The organism is Ferrimonas sp., from assembly GCF_048263965.1.
Lineage (GTDB): Bacteria > Pseudomonadota > Gammaproteobacteria > Enterobacterales > Shewanellaceae > Ferrimonas.
The window spans coordinates 547,960-563,831 of record NZ_JBLXDO010000001.1; the positions used below are offsets into that span (position 1 = coordinate 547,960).

16 protein-coding genes are annotated in these 15,872 nt (G+C 58.0%); 12 read left to right on the forward strand and 4 right to left on the reverse strand.

From position 1 onward, the window contains the following. Positions 1-55 precede the first annotated feature (55 nt). From nudF to parE, 5 genes are read left to right on the forward strand one after another with little or no spacing between them, the layout of a single operon-like run. Positions 56-679 carry an ADP-ribose diphosphatase gene (gene nudF / locus ACN0RV_RS02600; RefSeq protein ID WP_417345270.1) on the forward strand — a complete coding sequence of 208 codons (624 nt, stop codon included), beginning with the start codon at positions 56-58 and terminating at the stop codon, positions 677-679. Next, positions 679-1,113, forward strand: coding sequence for a DUF1249 domain-containing protein (locus ACN0RV_RS02605; RefSeq protein ID WP_286340429.1), 435 nt, complete (start codon positions 679-681; stop codon positions 1,111-1,113). The genes nudF and ACN0RV_RS02605 overlap by 1 nt, the downstream gene beginning before the upstream one ends. 8 nt (positions 1,114-1,121) lie before the next feature. Continuing rightward, on the forward strand, positions 1,122-1,946 hold the full coding sequence (gene cpdA / locus ACN0RV_RS02610) for a 3',5'-cyclic-AMP phosphodiesterase (protein WP_417345272.1): 825 nt from the start codon (positions 1,122-1,124) through the stop codon (positions 1,944-1,946). Between the two features lie 10 nt (positions 1,947-1,956). Next, on the forward strand, positions 1,957-2,532 hold the full coding sequence (locus ACN0RV_RS02615) for a YqiA/YcfP family alpha/beta fold hydrolase (protein ID WP_417345274.1): 576 nt from the start codon (positions 1,957-1,959) through the stop codon (positions 2,530-2,532). 56 nt (positions 2,533-2,588) lie between these two features. Continuing rightward, positions 2,589-4,481 carry a DNA topoisomerase IV subunit B gene (parE, locus tag ACN0RV_RS02620; RefSeq protein WP_417345276.1) on the forward strand — a complete coding sequence of 631 codons (1,893 nt, stop codon included), beginning with the start codon at positions 2,589-2,591 and terminating at the stop codon, positions 4,479-4,481. A gap of 60 nt (positions 4,482-4,541) precedes the next feature. Here parE and ACN0RV_RS02625 read toward each other — a convergent pair whose 3' ends face one another. Next, positions 4,542-4,880, reverse strand: a complete 339-nt coding sequence (locus ACN0RV_RS02625) for a hypothetical protein (protein ID WP_417345278.1) — start codon at positions 4,878-4,880, stop codon at positions 4,542-4,544. 388 nt (positions 4,881-5,268) lie between these two features. Here ACN0RV_RS02625 and ACN0RV_RS02630 point away from each other — a divergent pair, with 388 nt between their 5' ends. The 6 genes from ACN0RV_RS02630 to ACN0RV_RS02655 all read left to right on the forward strand — a co-directional run bounded on the left by ACN0RV_RS02630 (position 5,269) and on the right by ACN0RV_RS02655 (position 11,007). Next, the gene (locus ACN0RV_RS02630) at positions 5,269-6,369 is read left to right on the forward strand and encodes a PQQ-dependent sugar dehydrogenase (RefSeq protein ID WP_417345280.1); all 1,101 of its coding nucleotides are present in this window, start codon (positions 5,269-5,271) and stop codon (positions 6,367-6,369) included. Further along, positions 6,362-8,617 carry a DNA topoisomerase IV subunit A gene (gene parC, locus ACN0RV_RS02635; RefSeq protein WP_417345281.1) on the forward strand — a complete coding sequence of 752 codons (2,256 nt, stop codon included), beginning with the start codon at positions 6,362-6,364 and terminating at the stop codon, positions 8,615-8,617. The genes ACN0RV_RS02630 and parC overlap by 8 nt, the downstream gene beginning before the upstream one ends. Before the next feature lie 131 nt (positions 8,618-8,748). After that, positions 8,749-9,387 carry a CatA-like O-acetyltransferase gene (locus tag ACN0RV_RS02640; RefSeq protein WP_417345282.1) on the forward strand — a complete coding sequence of 213 codons (639 nt, stop codon included), beginning with the start codon at positions 8,749-8,751 and terminating at the stop codon, positions 9,385-9,387. A gap of 114 nt (positions 9,388-9,501) precedes the next feature. Next, positions 9,502-10,236 carry a 1-acylglycerol-3-phosphate O-acyltransferase gene (locus ACN0RV_RS02645; RefSeq protein WP_417345284.1) on the forward strand — a complete coding sequence of 245 codons (735 nt, stop codon included), beginning with the start codon at positions 9,502-9,504 and terminating at the stop codon, positions 10,234-10,236. A 36-nt stretch (positions 10,237-10,272) separates the two neighbouring features. Then, entirely contained in the window at positions 10,273-10,626 is a 354-nt protein-coding gene (gene rraB, locus ACN0RV_RS02650) for a ribonuclease E inhibitor RraB (protein ID WP_417345286.1), read from the forward strand. A 222-nt stretch (positions 10,627-10,848) separates the two neighbouring features. Continuing rightward, positions 10,849-11,007, forward strand: coding sequence for a hypothetical protein (locus ACN0RV_RS02655; protein ID WP_286340419.1), 159 nt, complete (start codon positions 10,849-10,851; stop codon positions 11,005-11,007). Positions 11,008-11,017: 10 nt separating this feature from the next. On the opposite strand, the gene ACN0RV_RS02660 is transcribed toward ACN0RV_RS02655, so the two are convergent. Beyond that, the gene (locus ACN0RV_RS02660; RefSeq protein ID WP_417345288.1) at positions 11,018-11,968 is read right to left on the reverse strand and encodes a diguanylate cyclase; all 951 of its coding nucleotides are present in this window, start codon (positions 11,966-11,968) and stop codon (positions 11,018-11,020) included. A 3-nt stretch (positions 11,969-11,971) separates the two neighbouring features. Further along, positions 11,972-12,925 (reverse strand): response regulator, encoded by a 954-nt coding sequence (locus ACN0RV_RS02665; RefSeq protein ID WP_417345410.1) that lies wholly within the window; start codon positions 12,923-12,925, stop codon positions 11,972-11,974. 129 nt (positions 12,926-13,054) lie between these two features. Between ACN0RV_RS02665 and ACN0RV_RS02670 the strand changes: the two genes are divergently transcribed. After that, positions 13,055-13,843: a crotonase/enoyl-CoA hydratase family protein gene (locus ACN0RV_RS02670; protein WP_417345289.1), complete on the forward strand. Its 789-nt coding sequence runs from the start codon at positions 13,055-13,057 to the stop codon at positions 13,841-13,843. Between the two features lie 123 nt (positions 13,844-13,966). On the opposite strand, the gene rpoD is transcribed toward ACN0RV_RS02670, so the two are convergent. Further along, positions 13,967-15,799, reverse strand: coding sequence for an RNA polymerase sigma factor RpoD (gene rpoD, locus ACN0RV_RS02675; RefSeq protein WP_417345291.1), 1,833 nt, complete (start codon positions 15,797-15,799; stop codon positions 13,967-13,969). Positions 15,800-15,872 lie beyond the last annotated feature (73 nt).

The window sequence follows — 15,872 nt, forward strand, 5'->3', positions numbered from 1 at the left end:
AACAGTTTATAGAGTTCATAAGGCTGGAGAAATTCGCCAAACAGAGGGTAGATGGATGAAAGTACAACTTCCTGGCCAGATGGATCCTGAACGGATCGAGCTTCTGGAGGAAAAAACGCTGTTTCAGGGCTTTTTCAAACTGATTCAGAGAAAATTGCGCCACCCCCTGTTCGACGGCGGCATGAGTGAGGTGGTGACCCGGGAGATCTTCGAGCGGGGCAATGCGGTGGTGGTGTTGCCCTATGACCCGGTGCGGGATGAGGTGGTGTTGATTGAGCAGATTCGCATTCCCGCCATAGGCAACAGCCGCAACCCCTGGCTCTATGAACTGGTGGCGGGAATGATCGATAAGCAGGAGTCGATCCTGGAGGTTGCCGAGAGGGAACTGCTGGAGGAGACCGGACTGAGCAGCGATGGCCTCACTCCCATCGGCAGCCATCTCTCTTCGCCGGGGGGCTGCTCCGAGCGCCTTTATATGGTCCTGGCCCTGGTGGACGCTTCCAAGGCTGAGGGGATTCACGGCCTGGATCATGAGCATGAAGACATCAGGGTAGTGGTGGTGCCCAGGTCCCAGGCGTACCAGATGGTGGAATCTGGAGAAATCGACAATGGAAGCAGCGTGATTGGTCTACAATGGCTGGAATTGAATCACCACAAGCTCAGGAGGGATAAGGTCTGATGGCCAAACGGCGCGACTCTTTGGCGAGATTACACGCCCTGTATGGGCGCAACTATCTGCGCCTGCTGCCCCTGATCCCCGAAGATGCCAAGCCCGGGGAGCGTTGGCATATGCGCCTCTCTCCCCTGATAGAGGTGGGCTTCACCCTGGTGGAGCAAACCCGTTACACCCAGGTTTTACAGATACAGCGCTGGGTGCCGGCCAGCTCCTGGCTGACTATCCCCTGCATGTCGGTTAGGATGTACCACGACGCTCGACTGGCAGAAGTGTTAAGTGGTCAACAGATCTCCGGCCTTTCGCCGTTGTATGATTGGCAGACTGCCAAATTGTGGCTGGCGCAGGACAGGTTCCAGACAAACCTGTTTCTGGCTGAAATATTGGAATGTTTATCGCCCCATCGGCTTAAGGCCATGGTGGCTGAAGTTAGGGAGTAAACCAGCCCTTGAGTGTTCGAGCCAAGGCACTGTCGTTTCCTGCGGACAAGCAGTCGATCCGCCTCGCACAGATCTCCGATCCCCACCTGTTTGCCGATAAAGGGGCTGAGTTCCTGGGACTGAATCCTTGGGACAGCTTCTCCGCGATCCTCTCTGAACTGCGCTATGAGCCCCTGGATATGGTCATTGGCACCGGGGATCTCAGCCAGGACCACAGCATCGAAGCCTACCGCCACTTTGCCGACGGCGTTCGCGGGCTGGGTGTGCCGGTCAGTGCACTGCCGGGCAACCACGACGCCTTTGATCGCATGGAGCTGGGCCTCGAGGGCAGCGGTGTCATGCTGGACAGGCGCATCATTCTCGGCCCTTGGCAGCTGCTGCAACTGGACAGTACCGTACTGGGTCTGCCCGGTGGGCACCTGAATCACCACAGGCTGGAGTGGTTGGAAGCGGTGTTGAATTACTCCAGTGCCTACCACACCCTGATCGCCCTGCATCACCACCCGCTGGATACGGGCTGTGTCTGGCTGGACCAGCACAGACTGGACAATGGTCAGGAGTTCAACGATCTGATTCGCCGCTTCGAGACAGTGAAAGGGGTGGTCTGGGGCCATGTCCATCAGGAGATGGATGAGCGCCTGGATCACATCCGCATGCTGGCGGCACCGTCCACCTCCATTCAGTTCCGGCCACACTGCCGGGACTTCAGCCTGGACAACCTGCAGCCCGGTTACCGTTTGCTGACCCTGAATGCCGATGGTAGCATCGACACCTCCATAAAACGGCTTTCCGGCGATCGCTTCCAGCCCGACAGGACGGCGTCCGGCTACTAGGCAAGGAACCATGCTGCTCTACATCCACGGATTCAACAGTTCCCCCGGTTCGCAGAAAGCGGAGTTGGTCCGCGACTACATGGGGCGGCATCATGCCAATGAACCCTTAGCCATTCCCCGGCTGGCCACCACGCCACAGGCGGCCATGGCACAGCTTGAGGGGATTGTCGAACCTGCCTTGGCCGCGGGAGAGCCGCTGCGGCTGATGGGCAGCTCCCTGGGGGGCTTTTTCTCCAGTTACCTGGCGGAAAAATATGGGGGTAGGGCGGTGCTGATCAACCCGGCGGTGCGCCCCTTTGAACTGCTGCTGGACTATCTGGGCCCTCAGGAGAACCCCTACACCGGTGAGTGCTTTGAGGTCACACAGGCCCACATGGCCCAGCTTCAGGCACTGGATACTCAGGTGATCCACCACCCCGACCGTTTCCTGACTCTGCTGCAGAGTGGTGACGAGGTGTTGGATTACCGTCAGGCGGTCGATAAATATCATCATGGCCAAATGGTGATTGAACCCGGCGGCGACCACAGTTTCGTCGGCTTTGAGCAGCACCTGCCTGCGGCATGCCGTTTCCTTGGGCTGGCTTGAAGCCCACTCGATGATGCCGATAACATAACCACAACTAAGCGGACTTGGGACCAGAGATGACCAATCAATACACCTCCGATGCCATTGAGGTACTCAACGGACTGGAGCCGGTAAAGCGGCGCCCCGGGATGTACACCGACACTGCCCGGCCCAACCACCTGGGTCAGGAAGTGATCGACAACAGCGTCGATGAAGCCCTGGCGGGTCACGCCAGCAGCGTCCAGGTGATACTCCATAAGGATCAGTCTCTGGAGGTGATCGATGACGGTCGTGGCATGCCGGTGGACATCCACCCGGAAGAGGGCGTGCCCGGCATCGAGCTGATCATGTGCAAACTGCACGCCGGTGGTAAGTTCTCCAACAAGAACTACCAGTTCTCCGGTGGCCTGCACGGTGTGGGGATCTCCGTGGTGAACGCCCTCTCCACCCGGGTGGAGGTGACCGTTCGCCGCGATGCCCAGGTGTATGAGATCGCCTTCGAAAATGGCGACAAGGTGCAGGATCTGCAGGTGACCGGCACCTGTGGCCGTCGCAATACCGGCACCAGTGTTCATTTCTGGCCCGACCCCAGCTATTTCGATTCCGCCAACTTCTCTGTGGCCCGGCTGACTCACCTGCTGCGGGCCAAAGCGGTACTCTGCCCCGGACTCAAGATCAAGTTCGACAACAAGGTGACCGGCGAGGTCACCGAGTGGCACTACGAAGATGGCCTCAAGGATTACCTGTTCGATACGGTGAAGTCTTGGCCCATGCTGCCGGATACCCCATTTACCGGCGCCTTTGCTGCGAACAATGAAGCGGTGGACTGGGCCCTGGTGTGGCAGCCGGAGGGGGGCGATTCCGTCGCGGAGAGTTACGTCAACCTGATCCCCACCGCCCAGGGCGGGACCCACGTCAACGGTCTGCGCCAGGGCCTGCTGGAGGCGCTGCGCGAGTTCTGCGAGTTCCGCAACCTGATGCCCCGGGGGGTCAAGCTGGCTCCTGAGGATATTTGGGACAAGGTAAGCTACATCCTCTCCATCAAGATGCAGGATCCCCAGTTTGCCGGTCAGACCAAGGAGCGGCTCTCCTCCCGTCAGGCATCGGCTTTCATTACCGGCGTGGTCCGGGATGCCTTCAGCCTGTGGCTCAACGAGCACACCGAGCAGGCGGAAGCCCTGGCAGAGTTCTGCATCGCCAGCGCTCAGAGCCGTCTGCGCAAGGCCAAGAAGGTGGCCCGCAAAAAGGTGACCAGTGGTCCTGCCTTGCCAGGAAAGCTCACCGACTGCACCACTACTGAGCCGATGCGCGGCGAACTCTTCCTGGTGGAGGGTGACTCGGCGGGGGGCAGTGCCAAGCAGGCCCGAGATCGTGACTTTCAGGCGATCATGCCCCTGCGGGGCAAGATTCTGAATACCTGGGAGGTGGACGCCGGTCAGGTGCTGGCTTCTCAGGAGGTGCACAACATCTCCATCGCCCTGGGGATCGATCCCGATTCGGACGATCTCAGCGGGCTGCGCTACGGCAAGGTGTGCATCCTGGCGGATGCGGACTCCGATGGCCTGCACATCGCCACCCTGCTGTGCGCCCTGTTCATGAGGCACTTCCGCTCCCTGGTGGAGCAGGGGCATGTGTATGTGGCGATGCCACCTCTGTTCCGCATCGATGTGGGCAAAGAGGTGTTCTACGCCCTGGACGATCAGGAGCGCCAGGGGATCCTCGACAGAATTGCCGCCGAGAAGCGCAAAGGCAAAGTTCAGGTCACCCGATTTAAGGGGCTGGGTGAGATGAACCCGGGCCAGCTCAGGGAGACCACCATGGATCCCAATACCCGCCGTCTGGTGCAGCTCACGGTGGATGATGCCCAGGCCACCGAGGCGTTGATGGACATGTTGCTGGCCAAGAAGCGGGCCGGTGACCGCAAGTCCTGGCTGGAAGCCAAGGGCGACCTGGCTGCCCTGGATAACTGATAAAGAAAAGGCCGCACTCAGTGCGGCCTTTTTCTTTGTCTGTCAGTGCGAGAGCGGCGCTTACCAGATGGTGCGACGCTTACAATCCATGTAGTTCAGGGCGCTGACCACCCCGTTGGACCAGTCTTCTGCCAGCTCTCGTTTTTCGTGGTTTACCTGAACCACGTACTTGCTGAAGTTGCCACCCAGCTCGCTGCGCAGGGACTTGCCAGTGAAGGACATACGGGCCGCCACCACCTGGTGTAGGGGCATACGCCAGTGGACCAGGGTGCCGTCGGGCTCCTGGGTTACGGCGGTGGACTCGGTGACCCAGCCGGTGTCACGCACCAGCTCTTCCAGGGTCGGACGGCGATCAATCGCCAGATTTTGAGTGTCCTGTGTATTGAATACGCGTTGCATGATCTTTACCCGCTTAGTTGTGTGCAGGTGTATTAATAGCAGAGAGCTTGATGCGGGAATCGTCATCAGTTCACACTATTGAAACAGCCTAAAAACTGAGCATCTTTTTCGTGAATGTTGTCACTATGTAAAGGGGTCAAATGGCGCCCAGATCGATTTTTGCGAAAAAGTGTGAAGTGTCGACGGGGTCAGATAATCACATTTTATTGATGTTATTGCTCTAAATATAATATTTTTTGAAGCTCTGGATTTCAATTGCTGCAATTCTGGATTGAATTTTGAAATTGTTAACGACAGCATTGATGGCTAACTGAACGCCATGGCTAAAGGGTGACCAGATTGAGCTTGCATAACTATGCAATCTTAGCCCGGCTGCCAGGGAGGAAAAATGGGAAGCGTCACACTATTGATCATCGCCGCGGCGGCGGCGGTTTCGTCCGTCCAGCTGCCGGAGGGGTTTTCTCTGACTCAGGTCGCCGAGGCGGACAATGCCAGGCAGATGGCCTGGGGCAGCCGGGGTACCCTGTTTGTCGGCAGCAGAAAGGCGGGCAAGGTACATGCCTTGCAGGACTTGGATGGTGACGGTGTCTATGAGACCCGGCACCTGGTGGCCCAGGGGCTCTACCTTCCCTCCGGCATCGCGTTTCGCGACAACACCCTCTACGTGGCGGCGGTCAGTCGCATCCTGGCTTTCCCGGACGTGGAAAACAGGCTGGTGGCACCCAAGATGGAGGTGGCGTATGACGGCCTACCCAGTGATGCCCACCACGGCTGGAAGTTCATCCGCTTTGCCCCCGACGGCCGGTTGATTGTGCCTGTGGGTGCGCCCTGCAACATCTGCAATCCGGAACTGCCCTACGCCAGCATTCTGGCGCTGGACCTGGACAGGGGGAACTACGAGATACTGGCCAGGGGCGTACGCAACAGCGTGGGGTTCGATTTCCATCCGGACAGTGGCGAACTCTATTTTTCCGATAATGGCCGCGACATGATGGGGGATGACGTGCCCCCGGATGAGATCAATCGGCTGACCACTGCGGGCAGCCATTTTGGTTACCCCTTCCTCCATGGCGCCGAGGTGCCAGACCCTAAGTTCAAGGCCAGTGCTGGGCAGATGGCCGGTTTTCAGCCCCCAATGTGGCAGCTGCAGGCCCATGTGGCGCCCCTGGGGATCCACTTCTACCGGGGTGAGGCATTTCCCCAAGAGTATCGGGGGGCGCTGTTTATCGCCGAGCACGGTAGCTGGAATCGCAGCAGCAAGGTCGGCTACCAGGTCAGTGTCCTGTTGCCACAGGCCGACGGCAGCTGGCAATACCGGGTGATTATTGGCCCCTGGCTTGACGGAGAACAACCTTTAGCCCGTCCTGTGGCATTTCTTGAGCACCCTGATGGTTCGCTTTTGATTTCGGACGATTATAATGGTGCGGTTTACAAGCTAACTTACAACGGAATGCCGGCGCAGACGGCGGATAACGAAAACAATGAGTGATGCAACTGAATTGAGCCTTGAGGGAGTGGAGCAGCGGCCGCTGCATGCCTTTACCGAAGAGGCCTACCTGAACTACTCCATGTACGTCATCATGGACCGGGCACTGCCCCACATCGGTGACGGTCTCAAGCCGGTACAGCGACGTATCATCTACGCCATGAGTGAGCTTGGCCTGTCCGCCTCTGCCAAGTACAAGAAGTCAGCCCGTACCGTGGGTGACGTATTGGGTAAGTACCACCCCCATGGTGACAGCGCCTGTTATGAGGCGATGGTGCTCATGGCTCAGCCCTTTACCTATCGTTACCCGTTGGTAGACGGTCAGGGGAACTGGGGGGCGGCGGACGATCCCAAGTCCTTCGCCGCCATGCGTTACACCGAATCCCGCCTCTCCCGTTTCTCCGAGGTTTTGCTCAGCGAGCTCGGTCAGGGCACGGTGGACTGGGGCGTTAACTTCGACGGCACCCTGAAGGAACCCAAGAGCCTGCCGGCCCGGTTGCCCCACATCCTGCTGAACGGCATCACCGGCATTGCCGTGGGTATGGCCACCGACATCCCGCCCCACAACGCCCGCGAGGTGGCCAACGCCTGTGCCCACCTGCTGGACAATCCCAGGGCGGAACTGCCGGAGCTGATGACCTTTGTCAAAGGCCCGGACTACCCCACAGGTGCCGAAATCATCACCCCGACCAATGAAATTGCCAAGATGTATGAAACCGGCAAGGGGTCGGTGAAGATGCGTGCGGTGTACACCATAGAGCAGGGCGAAGTGGTGATCAGCGAGCTGCCCCACCAGGTGTCCGGTGGCAAGATTCTGGAGCAGATCGCCGCTCAGATGCAGGCGAAGAAGCTGCCCATGGTCACGGATCTTCGGGATGAGTCTGATCACGAGAACCCCACCCGCCTGGTGGTGGTGCCCCGCTCCAACCGGGTGGATCTGGAGCAGTTGATGGCGCACCTGTTCGCCACCACGGATCTGGAGAAGAGTTACCGGGTCAACCTGAACATGCTGGGACTGGATCAGCGCCCGGCGGTGAAGGGGCTGAAAACCATTCTCGGCGAGTGGCTGGACTACCGTATGGCCACGGTGCGTCGCAGGCTGGAGTACCGCCTGGACAAGGTACTGGCCAGATTGCACATCCTGGACGGCCTGTTGATCGCCTTCCTCAACATCGACGAAGTGATTGCCATCATCCGCAATGAGGATGACCCCAAGCCGGTGCTGATGGCGCACTTTGGCCTGACCGAGAAGCAGGCGGAAGCGATTCTCGACCTCAAGCTGCGTCACCTGGCCAAGCTGGAAGAGATGAAAATCCGCGGTGAGCAGGATGAACTCTCCAAGGAGCGGGACAAGCTGCAACTGACCCTCTCCTCAGAGCGCCGGATGAAGACCCTGGTGAAAAAGGAGCTGCTGGCGGACGCAGAGAAGTATGGCGACGATCGCCGCAGTCCGCTTCAGGAGCGGGAGGAGGCCAAGGCCCTGACCGAAACCGAGCTGATGCCCACCGAGGCGATCACCGTGGTGATGTCCCAGAAAGCCTGGGCCCGTCAGGCCAAGGGCCATGAGGTGGACCCTGAAACGCTCAGCTACAAGTCCGGTGATGGCTATCTGTCCCATGCCAGGGGCCGCAGCAATCAACCGGTGATCTTCCTGGAGAGCTCAGGACGAAGCTACACCACGGACGCGCACACCCTGCCTTCGGCCCGTAGCCAGGGTGAGCCCCTGTCCGGCCGGTTCAACCTGGTGGCCGGTGAGATGCTGGAACACACCCTGATGGGGGACTCGGAACAACTCTATCTGATGGCCACCGATGCTGGCTATGGCTTCGTCTGTGCCCTCAAGGAGATGATCAGCCGCAACAAGGCGGGTAAAGCACTGTTGACCGTGCCTATCGGCGCCCGGGTGATTGCGCCGACCGCCATTGCCAACCAGGAGAGCGATCGTCTGTTGGCGATCACCACCGAAGGGCGGATGCTGCTGTTCCCCGTGGCTCAGCTGCCGGTCCTGAGCAAGGGTAAGGGCAACAAGATCATCGGCATTCCCACCGAACGGGTGAAGAGCCGGGAAGAGTACCTGAAGCATCTGGTAGTGGTGCCTGAAACCGCCGCCGTGACCCTGTGGGCGGGTAAGCGTAAGCTGACCCTCAAACCCGATGACCTTGCTCACTATCAGGGTGAGCGAGGTCGCCGAGGCAACAAACTGCCCCGGGGCCTGCAGCGGGTGGATAAACTTGAGTTAGTCACCGATTAACTGAGTCACAGAGAAAGCGAAGCCGACTGGCTTCGCTTTTTTTTATGCCCGCTGTAGTCGCTCTGTTATAAAACAGAGGTACACTTTCAGCGGGCCGCCAAGAGCCCGGTAAGAACAGAACAAAGGACATCATGAAACATCTGGATATGGAGCGCTGGCCCCGCCGCCAGCAATTTCAGTTTTTCACTCAGCTGGACCAGCCCTACTTCAGCCTGTGCGCGGACATCACCATCACCGAGCTTTTTCACCGATGCCGGCGTGACAAACTCTCCGCTTATCATGCCATCACCCACGCCATCATGACCGTATGTCACCAGCTTGACTGGACCCGCTGGCGGATACGCGGTGATCTGGTTGTCGAGCATCAACACCTGAGTGCCGGGATCACCACCCTGGGCGAAGACCGACTGGTGCGGTTCACCCGGGTGCCCTACTGTGAGGAGTTTGACGAATTTTCCCGACGGATGACGTCTCAGACGGATATGGCCTGGCAGCGCCCCGGGCTGTTTGACGAGGAGGGGGATGGGGATGATTCCATCTACATGTCCTGCCTGCCCTGGGTGCGCTTTACCCAGATGACCAACCCCATGCCTCTGAGTCCGGCGGACTCGGTGCCCAGGATCACCTGGGGAAAGTACGATCAGAGTGGTGAAGAGGTGAAGGTGCCGGTGGCAGCACAGATTCATCACGGATTGGCTGATGGGCTGCACCTTGGAGAGTTTTACGAGGCATTACAGCAACGTATCAACCAGTGTCGTCATTGGCTGTAGTCTGTGACCAATATGGGTATCAAATTTTGAGCGAACAGTTGTAACGAATTCGTTGAGTCGGTCACGGGGTTTGCCTATACTGGGCGCCCCTGTTGTGAGGAAAAGACGTTACCGATGCTGTTACTGTTGCGTTCCCTGACTCTGGCTCTGTTGTTGGTCCTGGTGTCCACCCTTGGCCTGCTGTTGTGCCTGATTCGCCCTTTTCACCGAAATAATGTCCACTACACCGCCAAGGTGTTTGGTGCCGTGGCACCGATCCTCGGTCTCAAGGTGATCCACCGCGGCGCACGAGGCGATGGTGATCCCGTGGTCTACGTGGGCAACCACCAGAACAACTTCGATCTGTTCACCCACACAGGCTCTGTGCCCAAGGGCACAGTTTCCATGGGCAAGACCAGCCTGAAATGGATCCCTTTCTTTGGCCAGCTCTACTGGCTGACCGGCAACATCCTTATCGATCGCGGCAACCGCTCCAAGGCGGTTCGCACCCTGAAGCAGGCGGCAGAGAAGATTCGCGGCAAGTCGCTCTCGGTGTGGATCTTCCCTGAAGGCACCCGTTCTCGTGGCCGTGGTTTGCTCCCCTTCAAGACCGGTGCTTTCCATACCGCCATCCAGGCCGGGGTCCCCATCGTACCTGTGATCGCCTCAGACCAGCATGGAATCAATATGAATCGCCGTAACAACGGGGTGGTGATCGTGGAGACTCTGGAGCCGATCTGCACCAAGGGCTACTCCAAGGAGCAGGTTCGCGAACTGGCGGAAGAGGTCTACGGCCGAATGAAGCAGCGCCTGGAAGAGCTGAACAACGAGGCGATGCGACTGGCAGGGGCCAAGCCTGCCCTGGCCTGATATACTGGCGCCAATCTTACCCATTTGGAGATGGTCATGACCATTGAACAACTGATCCTCGAGCAGGAGCTGGAGAACCGCGAGATCGTGGAAGCTCTGCTGGAGGATGGCTCTCAGCCGGACGCCGAGTACGTCATAGAACACCACTTCTCCGGCTCCAACTTCGATAAGCTGGAGAAGGCCGCTGTGGACGCCTTTAAGGCGGGGTTCGAGGTGGAAGATGCCGAAGAGCTGGAGCTGGATGACGGCGCCGTGGTGTTTGCCTTCGATGCCGTGATTGAGCACAAACTTGAGGTGGAGCGCCTGAATAAGGACACCAAGACCATGATCGAACTGGCTGACAAACATGGCATTCAGTACGATGGTTGGGGCACCTACTTTGTAGAATGAACACCCTGGTGTCATTCTCACTCGCCAGCAATGGTGAAAAAAGCGCCGCCAGGCGCTTTTTTTTGTGGCTAAGATAGGTCGGTTCAGGCAGGCGCTGTGCCTGGGGCCGACCGGATTGTCGGCGATGCTTATGCCAGCTTCCTTGGTCCATATGTGGAGCCCAAGAGCTTGCTGGCCGCAATGCCGGAGACTATAGTCTGTGTCTCATAGAGGGGACAGAGTATGACGGATCAGCAGCCTCAGCAGGAGCGCCGCAGCATTAACCGGCGCCAGAACTCAGATCGTCGCCAGTACCTGCGCTGGGAGCCTGGAAAGAAGGAGAGGCGCCGGGGGTGGGGGCGTCGTAAAGAAGATGGCCTTCAGGGCTACTGGCAGGATTAGTCGGGCAAGATCAGCTCGCCTTCGCCAGGATACAGCGGTTGCGTCCCTGGCGTTTGGCCTCATACAGGGCTTTATCTGCCGCCTCAAACCACACCTTATTGTTCTCCAGCCCTGTATGGTAAGGGGCATAACCTATGCTGACGGTAAAGCTGGCTGCTCCGGCGTCGGTCTCTACGGTTAACTCAGACATGCAGCTTCGAATACGCTCGGCCAACTGCTGCGCTTGCTCCTGAGTGGTCTCAGGCAGCAACAGGGTAAACTCTTCACCGCCATAGCGGGCCGCCACGTCACTTTTCCTCAGCAGTTGACCCAGCTTCTGACCCACCGCCGCCAACACCAGATCGCCGGCACTGTGGCCCAGGGTGTCGTTGATGGATTTAAAGTGGTCGATGTCCAGCACCATCAGGGTGGTGGGGTGGCCATAGCGGCGACTGCGCTCAAACTCCTGATCCAGGTGTTGTTGCCACATGCGGCGGTTGGCCAGTCCGGTGAGGGTGTCAATCTGGCTCATCTTCGACAGCGCTTGGCGGTGGTTGGCCTCCACGGTGACGTCATACACCACCAGAGCCACATTGTTCACCTCGGCAAACCGGTTGCTCAGAGGTTGAATGGTGAGGTTCTGGTACATGTAAGGGCTCTGGCCAGTCACAGGGCGGGAGTTGGGAAACTTGAAGATATAGGGGCGCTGTTCCCAGGTGGTGAAGGCGCGGTTGTTCAGCAGGAAGGCGGTTTCCAGCTTGCTGGTGAGCCACTCCTCCGGTAACTCCTCGAACAGGTCGAAGACCCGCTTACCCCTGACCTGAGAGGCTCGAAGGCCGCTGTGGTTCTCCATGAAGCTGTTCCACAGGTGGATGCGGAACTGACGATCCAGCACCACCAGGCCCACTTCAATGGTCTGAACCAACTGGGTCAGCAGGTGCAGGGCATCGAGTTCGGCGTTGTGTGAGTGCTGGTTTGGCATCGATTACACCAGATCCTTGAGTTGGGTCTGCAGCAGGGCCCAGCTTGATTGAGGCAGCAGCAGTAACAGGTCGCAATTTAGCTTATGTTGCTCCTGTCGGTAGCTGATTTCAATGGCGTAGACCTCTCCACTGAGACTGTTGACCTCTTTGGAGTGGCGCCAGATGATGGGCGGACTCTGGCTGAAGGCCACATGTAATTGTTCTGACAGGCTGTTTAGGAAAGCGCCAAATAACAGGTTGGCGGCATCCATCAGGATCTCCTCCTGCTGAGCGGCGGTTTCGCCCTTGAGGCCAAACAGCTGACTGAGATCGGTTTCGTTGATGTCGTGGAACAGCAGTAGCGCCTCGCCGGCGATACCGGCACCGATGAACCCCTGGCTGAGGATCTGGGTGTACTGATCCTGGCGGGCGGAGCTGAGCATCATCTCCAGATCACGGCTGCTCCAGTGGGAGACCTTGGGCACAGGCAACTGAACAAAGTCGTCGATCACCTTGGCCAGCAGCGAGGCGGTACGGCCCATGGCGACGTTACAGATTTCGCGCAGAGCATCTTCCAGGCTGACGTTTCCCGTGTCTACAGAGCCCGTCTCTGTGCCGGTTTCGATCTGCAGTCTGGCCAGGGCCGAGGCCAGATCCGCGGCGTTGACCGGCTTCTTAATGAAGTCCAAAGCACCCAGAGCCTTCACCCTGGCCAGGGCCTGGGGTTGGATATCGGCGGAAACCACGATAGTCTGGGGCTTGGAGGTCAGACCAGAAAGGGCCTCCAGGACCTGATAGCCATCCAGGCCAGGCATGTTGAGATCAAGAAACAGCAGCTCATAGCTGGACTGTTTCAGCATCTCAAGGGCCCGTTCGCCGTTTTCGGCGAAGGCTATGTCACTGCAAAGGCCCGACGGCAAAGTTCTGGCCAGTTGCTTGCGGGCCAGCGCAGAGTCATCGCAAATTAGAACCTTAATGGTGGTGCCTCCCTGCCCAGGGTCTAAATGACCTTTTTATCGAAACTCGTAAAAAGAGCATTCTATTGAATTAATTTATAAATGTCATGATCTTGACGGTGATGAATTTCTGACAACTAAGGAGTGGTTATGTCGGAAAAAGTTATTTTAAGTGTCCTGGACGGCATCGCCCTGGTGGAGATGAATCGTCCTGATAAGTGTAATGCCCTGGACTATGAACTGTTCAAGGCCTTGGTAGATGTACAAAAACGCATCGCGGGCATGAGGGAGATTCGTGCGGTCATCCTGACCGGACGAGGCAAGGATTTCTGCTCCGGCATAGACATAAAGTCCATGTTTACCTCTCCTTCAATCGCGATGAAGTTGCTGTTCAAACTCTGGCCCTGGCAGGCGAACCGGGCCCAGAGGGTCAGCACCGGCTGGCGGGACCTGCCGGTACCGGTGATCGCCTCCATCCAGGGACGCTGCTGGGGCGGAGGGATGCAGATCGCCCTGGGGGCGGATTTCCGCATTGCCGAGTCCGACGCCACGTTGGCGGTGATGGAGGGGCGCTGGGGATTGATTCCGGATATGGGCGGGACTCTGGCGCTGCGTGAACAGATGCCCCAGGACCAGGCATTGATGCTCTCCATGCTGGCGGAGCCGGTCAGCGCCGAAGAGGCACTCAGAGTGAACCTGGTCACCGAAGTGGTGGATGACGCCATGGCGCGTAGCCAGGAACTGGCCACCGCCCTGGCTCAGCGTTCGCCCAACGCTCTGGCGGAGGTCAAGAGGCTGTATAAGACCCGCGCCTTTGGATCCAATGGTTCGGTGCTTTTAGGAGAAACTCTGGGCCAGATAAAGGCAATGTTTTCGAAAAACCAGAGAATTGCCGTGGCCAGACAACAGGGGAAAGAGCGTAATTATCTGCCGAGATAAAGGCCCGAAAGTTTGATTTTTTGTCTGACAAAAGTCAGGTGGAAATAGCGAATGAGGGTCAAGGCAGAAATAAAAAAACGCCCCGCATTAGCGGGGCGTTTTCATTTTCGGTTTCTCGCCTGATTACTCGTCGAGGAAGCTCTTGAGAATTTCAGAGCGGGAGGGGTGGCGCAGCTTACGCAACGCTTTGGCTTCAATCTGACGAATCCGCTCACGGGTTACGTCAAACTGTTTGCCCACCTCTTCCAGAGTATGGTCGGTGTTCATGTCGATACCGAATCGCATACGCAGTACCTTGGCTTCACGGGCGGTCAGCCCTTCCAGTACCTCATTGGTGGCCACTTTCAGGCTTTCGCTGGTGGCGGCATCAATGGGCTGAGCCAGGGTGGTATCTTCGATGAAGTCACCCAGGTGGGAGTCTTCATCATCACCAATGGGCGTCTCCATGGAGATGGGCTCTTTGGCGATCTTCAGTACCTTGCGAATTTTGTCTTCCGGCATCAGCATCCGTTCGGCCAGCTCTTCCGGGGTAGCTTCACGGCCCATCTCCTGAAGCATCTGACGGGAGATGCGGTTCAGTTTGTTGATGGTCTCGATCATATGCACCGGAATACGGATGGTACGAGCCTGGTCCGCAATGGAGCGGGTAATCGCCTGGCGGATCCACCAGGTGGCGTAGGTGGAGAACTTGTAGCCTCGGCGGTACTCGAACTTATCCACCGCCTTCATCAGGCCGATGTTACCTTCCTGAATCAGGTCCAGGAACTGCAGACCACGGTTGGTGTACTTCTTGGCGATGGAGATCACCAGACGCAGGTTGGCTTCCACCATCTCTTTCTTGGCTCGGCGGGCCTTGGCTTCACCGATGGACATGCGCCGGTTGATGTCCTTGATGCGACCGATGGTCAAGCGGGTTTCCACCTCTACCTGGCCCAGCTTGGACTGGCAGCGGGACACTTCATCCTGCACCTTGGTCAGGGCATCGCTGTAGCTCTTGCCGGCGGCCACTTCTGTCTGCAGCCAGCTGTCGTCGGTTTCACTGCCGGCGAAGGCCTTCATGAAGTTCTTCTTGGGCATCTTGGCCTGTTCAACGCAGAGCTTCATGATCAGGCGTTCCTGGATGCGCACGCGATCCATCATGGTACGCATGTTGCCAACCAGGTGGTCGAACTGCTTGGGCACCAGGCGGAACTGCTTGAACAGTTCGGACAGGCGGGTCACCACCATGGCCACTTCGACGGAGTCATGACCGTGATCGGCGATCGCCTGCTGGGCCAACTCATAGTGGCGGCGCAGTTCACCAAACTTCTCACGGGCCTCTTCCGGATCCGGGCCGGAGGTGGTCTCCTCTTCGTCGTCATCATCCTCGTCGTCTTCGTCGTCCAGATCTTCCTGGGACAGCTCGGAGCCAACGTGGGTGGCGGTGGGGGCAACGCTGTTTTGGTCTTCATCTTCGGAAACAAAGCCGGAGATGATTTCAGACAGACGAATCTCGTCCGCTTCGAAACGATCCCACTGATCCAGCAGGAAGGAGATCGCTTCCGGGTACTCGGCGACGGAGCACTGTACCTGGTTGATACCATCCTCGATGCGCTTGGCGATCAGAATCTCGCCTTCGCGGGTCAGCAGCTCAACTGTGCCCATTTCACGCATGTACATGCGTACGGGATCAGTGGTGCGGCCCAGTTCGCCCTCTACGCTGGCCAGCACCTGAGCGGCGGCTTCGGCAGCGTCTTCATCCGTGGCGTCTTCCGACATCATCAGGTCATCGCTGTCCGGGGCGGACTCGAAAACCTGAATACCCATGTCGTTTATCATCTGGATAATATCTTCGATCTGATCGGAATCGATCATATCCGCCGGAAGGTGGTCGTTCACCTCGGCGTAGGTCAAGTAGCCCTGCTCTTTGCCTTTGGCTACCAGAAGCTTGAGTTGTGACTGCGGAGTTTGATCCATAGATATCATCCACTTACTTATGCGAACAGAGTGTTTGAGCGACAGCCGCGCAAATAGCCAATTATAGCGTTTC

Coding starts and splice junctions, on each gene's coding strand:
- parE (WP_417345276.1), top strand. CDS start 2,589: ATGACCAATCAATACACCTCCGATGCCATTGAGGTACTCAACGGACTG.
- ACN0RV_RS02605 (WP_286340429.1), top strand. CDS start 679: ATGGCCAAACGGCGCGACTCTTTGGCGAGATTACACGCCCTGTATGGG.
- ACN0RV_RS02670 (WP_417345289.1), top strand. CDS start 13,055: ATGTCGGAAAAAGTTATTTTAAGTGTCCTGGACGGCATCGCCCTGGTG.
- ACN0RV_RS02625 (WP_417345278.1), bottom strand. CDS start 4,880: ATGCAACGCGTATTCAATACACAGGACACTCAAAATCTGGCGATTGAT.
- ACN0RV_RS02660 (WP_417345288.1), bottom strand. CDS start 11,968: ATGCCAAACCAGCACTCACACAACGCCGAACTCGATGCCCTGCACCTG.
- ACN0RV_RS02630 (WP_417345280.1), top strand. CDS start 5,269: ATGGGAAGCGTCACACTATTGATCATCGCCGCGGCGGCGGCGGTTTCG.
- ACN0RV_RS02655 (WP_286340419.1), top strand. CDS start 10,849: ATGACGGATCAGCAGCCTCAGCAGGAGCGCCGCAGCATTAACCGGCGC.
- nudF (WP_417345270.1), top strand. CDS start 56: ATGAAAGTACAACTTCCTGGCCAGATGGATCCTGAACGGATCGAGCTT.
- ACN0RV_RS02640 (WP_417345282.1), top strand. CDS start 8,749: ATGAAACATCTGGATATGGAGCGCTGGCCCCGCCGCCAGCAATTTCAG.
- ACN0RV_RS02645 (WP_417345284.1), top strand. CDS start 9,502: ATGCTGTTACTGTTGCGTTCCCTGACTCTGGCTCTGTTGTTGGTCCTG.
- rraB (WP_417345286.1), top strand. CDS start 10,273: ATGACCATTGAACAACTGATCCTCGAGCAGGAGCTGGAGAACCGCGAG.
- ACN0RV_RS02615 (WP_417345274.1), top strand. CDS start 1,957: ATGCTGCTCTACATCCACGGATTCAACAGTTCCCCCGGTTCGCAGAAA.
- parC (WP_417345281.1), top strand. CDS start 6,362: ATGAGTGATGCAACTGAATTGAGCCTTGAGGGAGTGGAGCAGCGGCCG.
- rpoD (WP_417345291.1), bottom strand. CDS start 15,799: ATGGATCAAACTCCGCAGTCACAACTCAAGCTTCTGGTAGCCAAAGGC.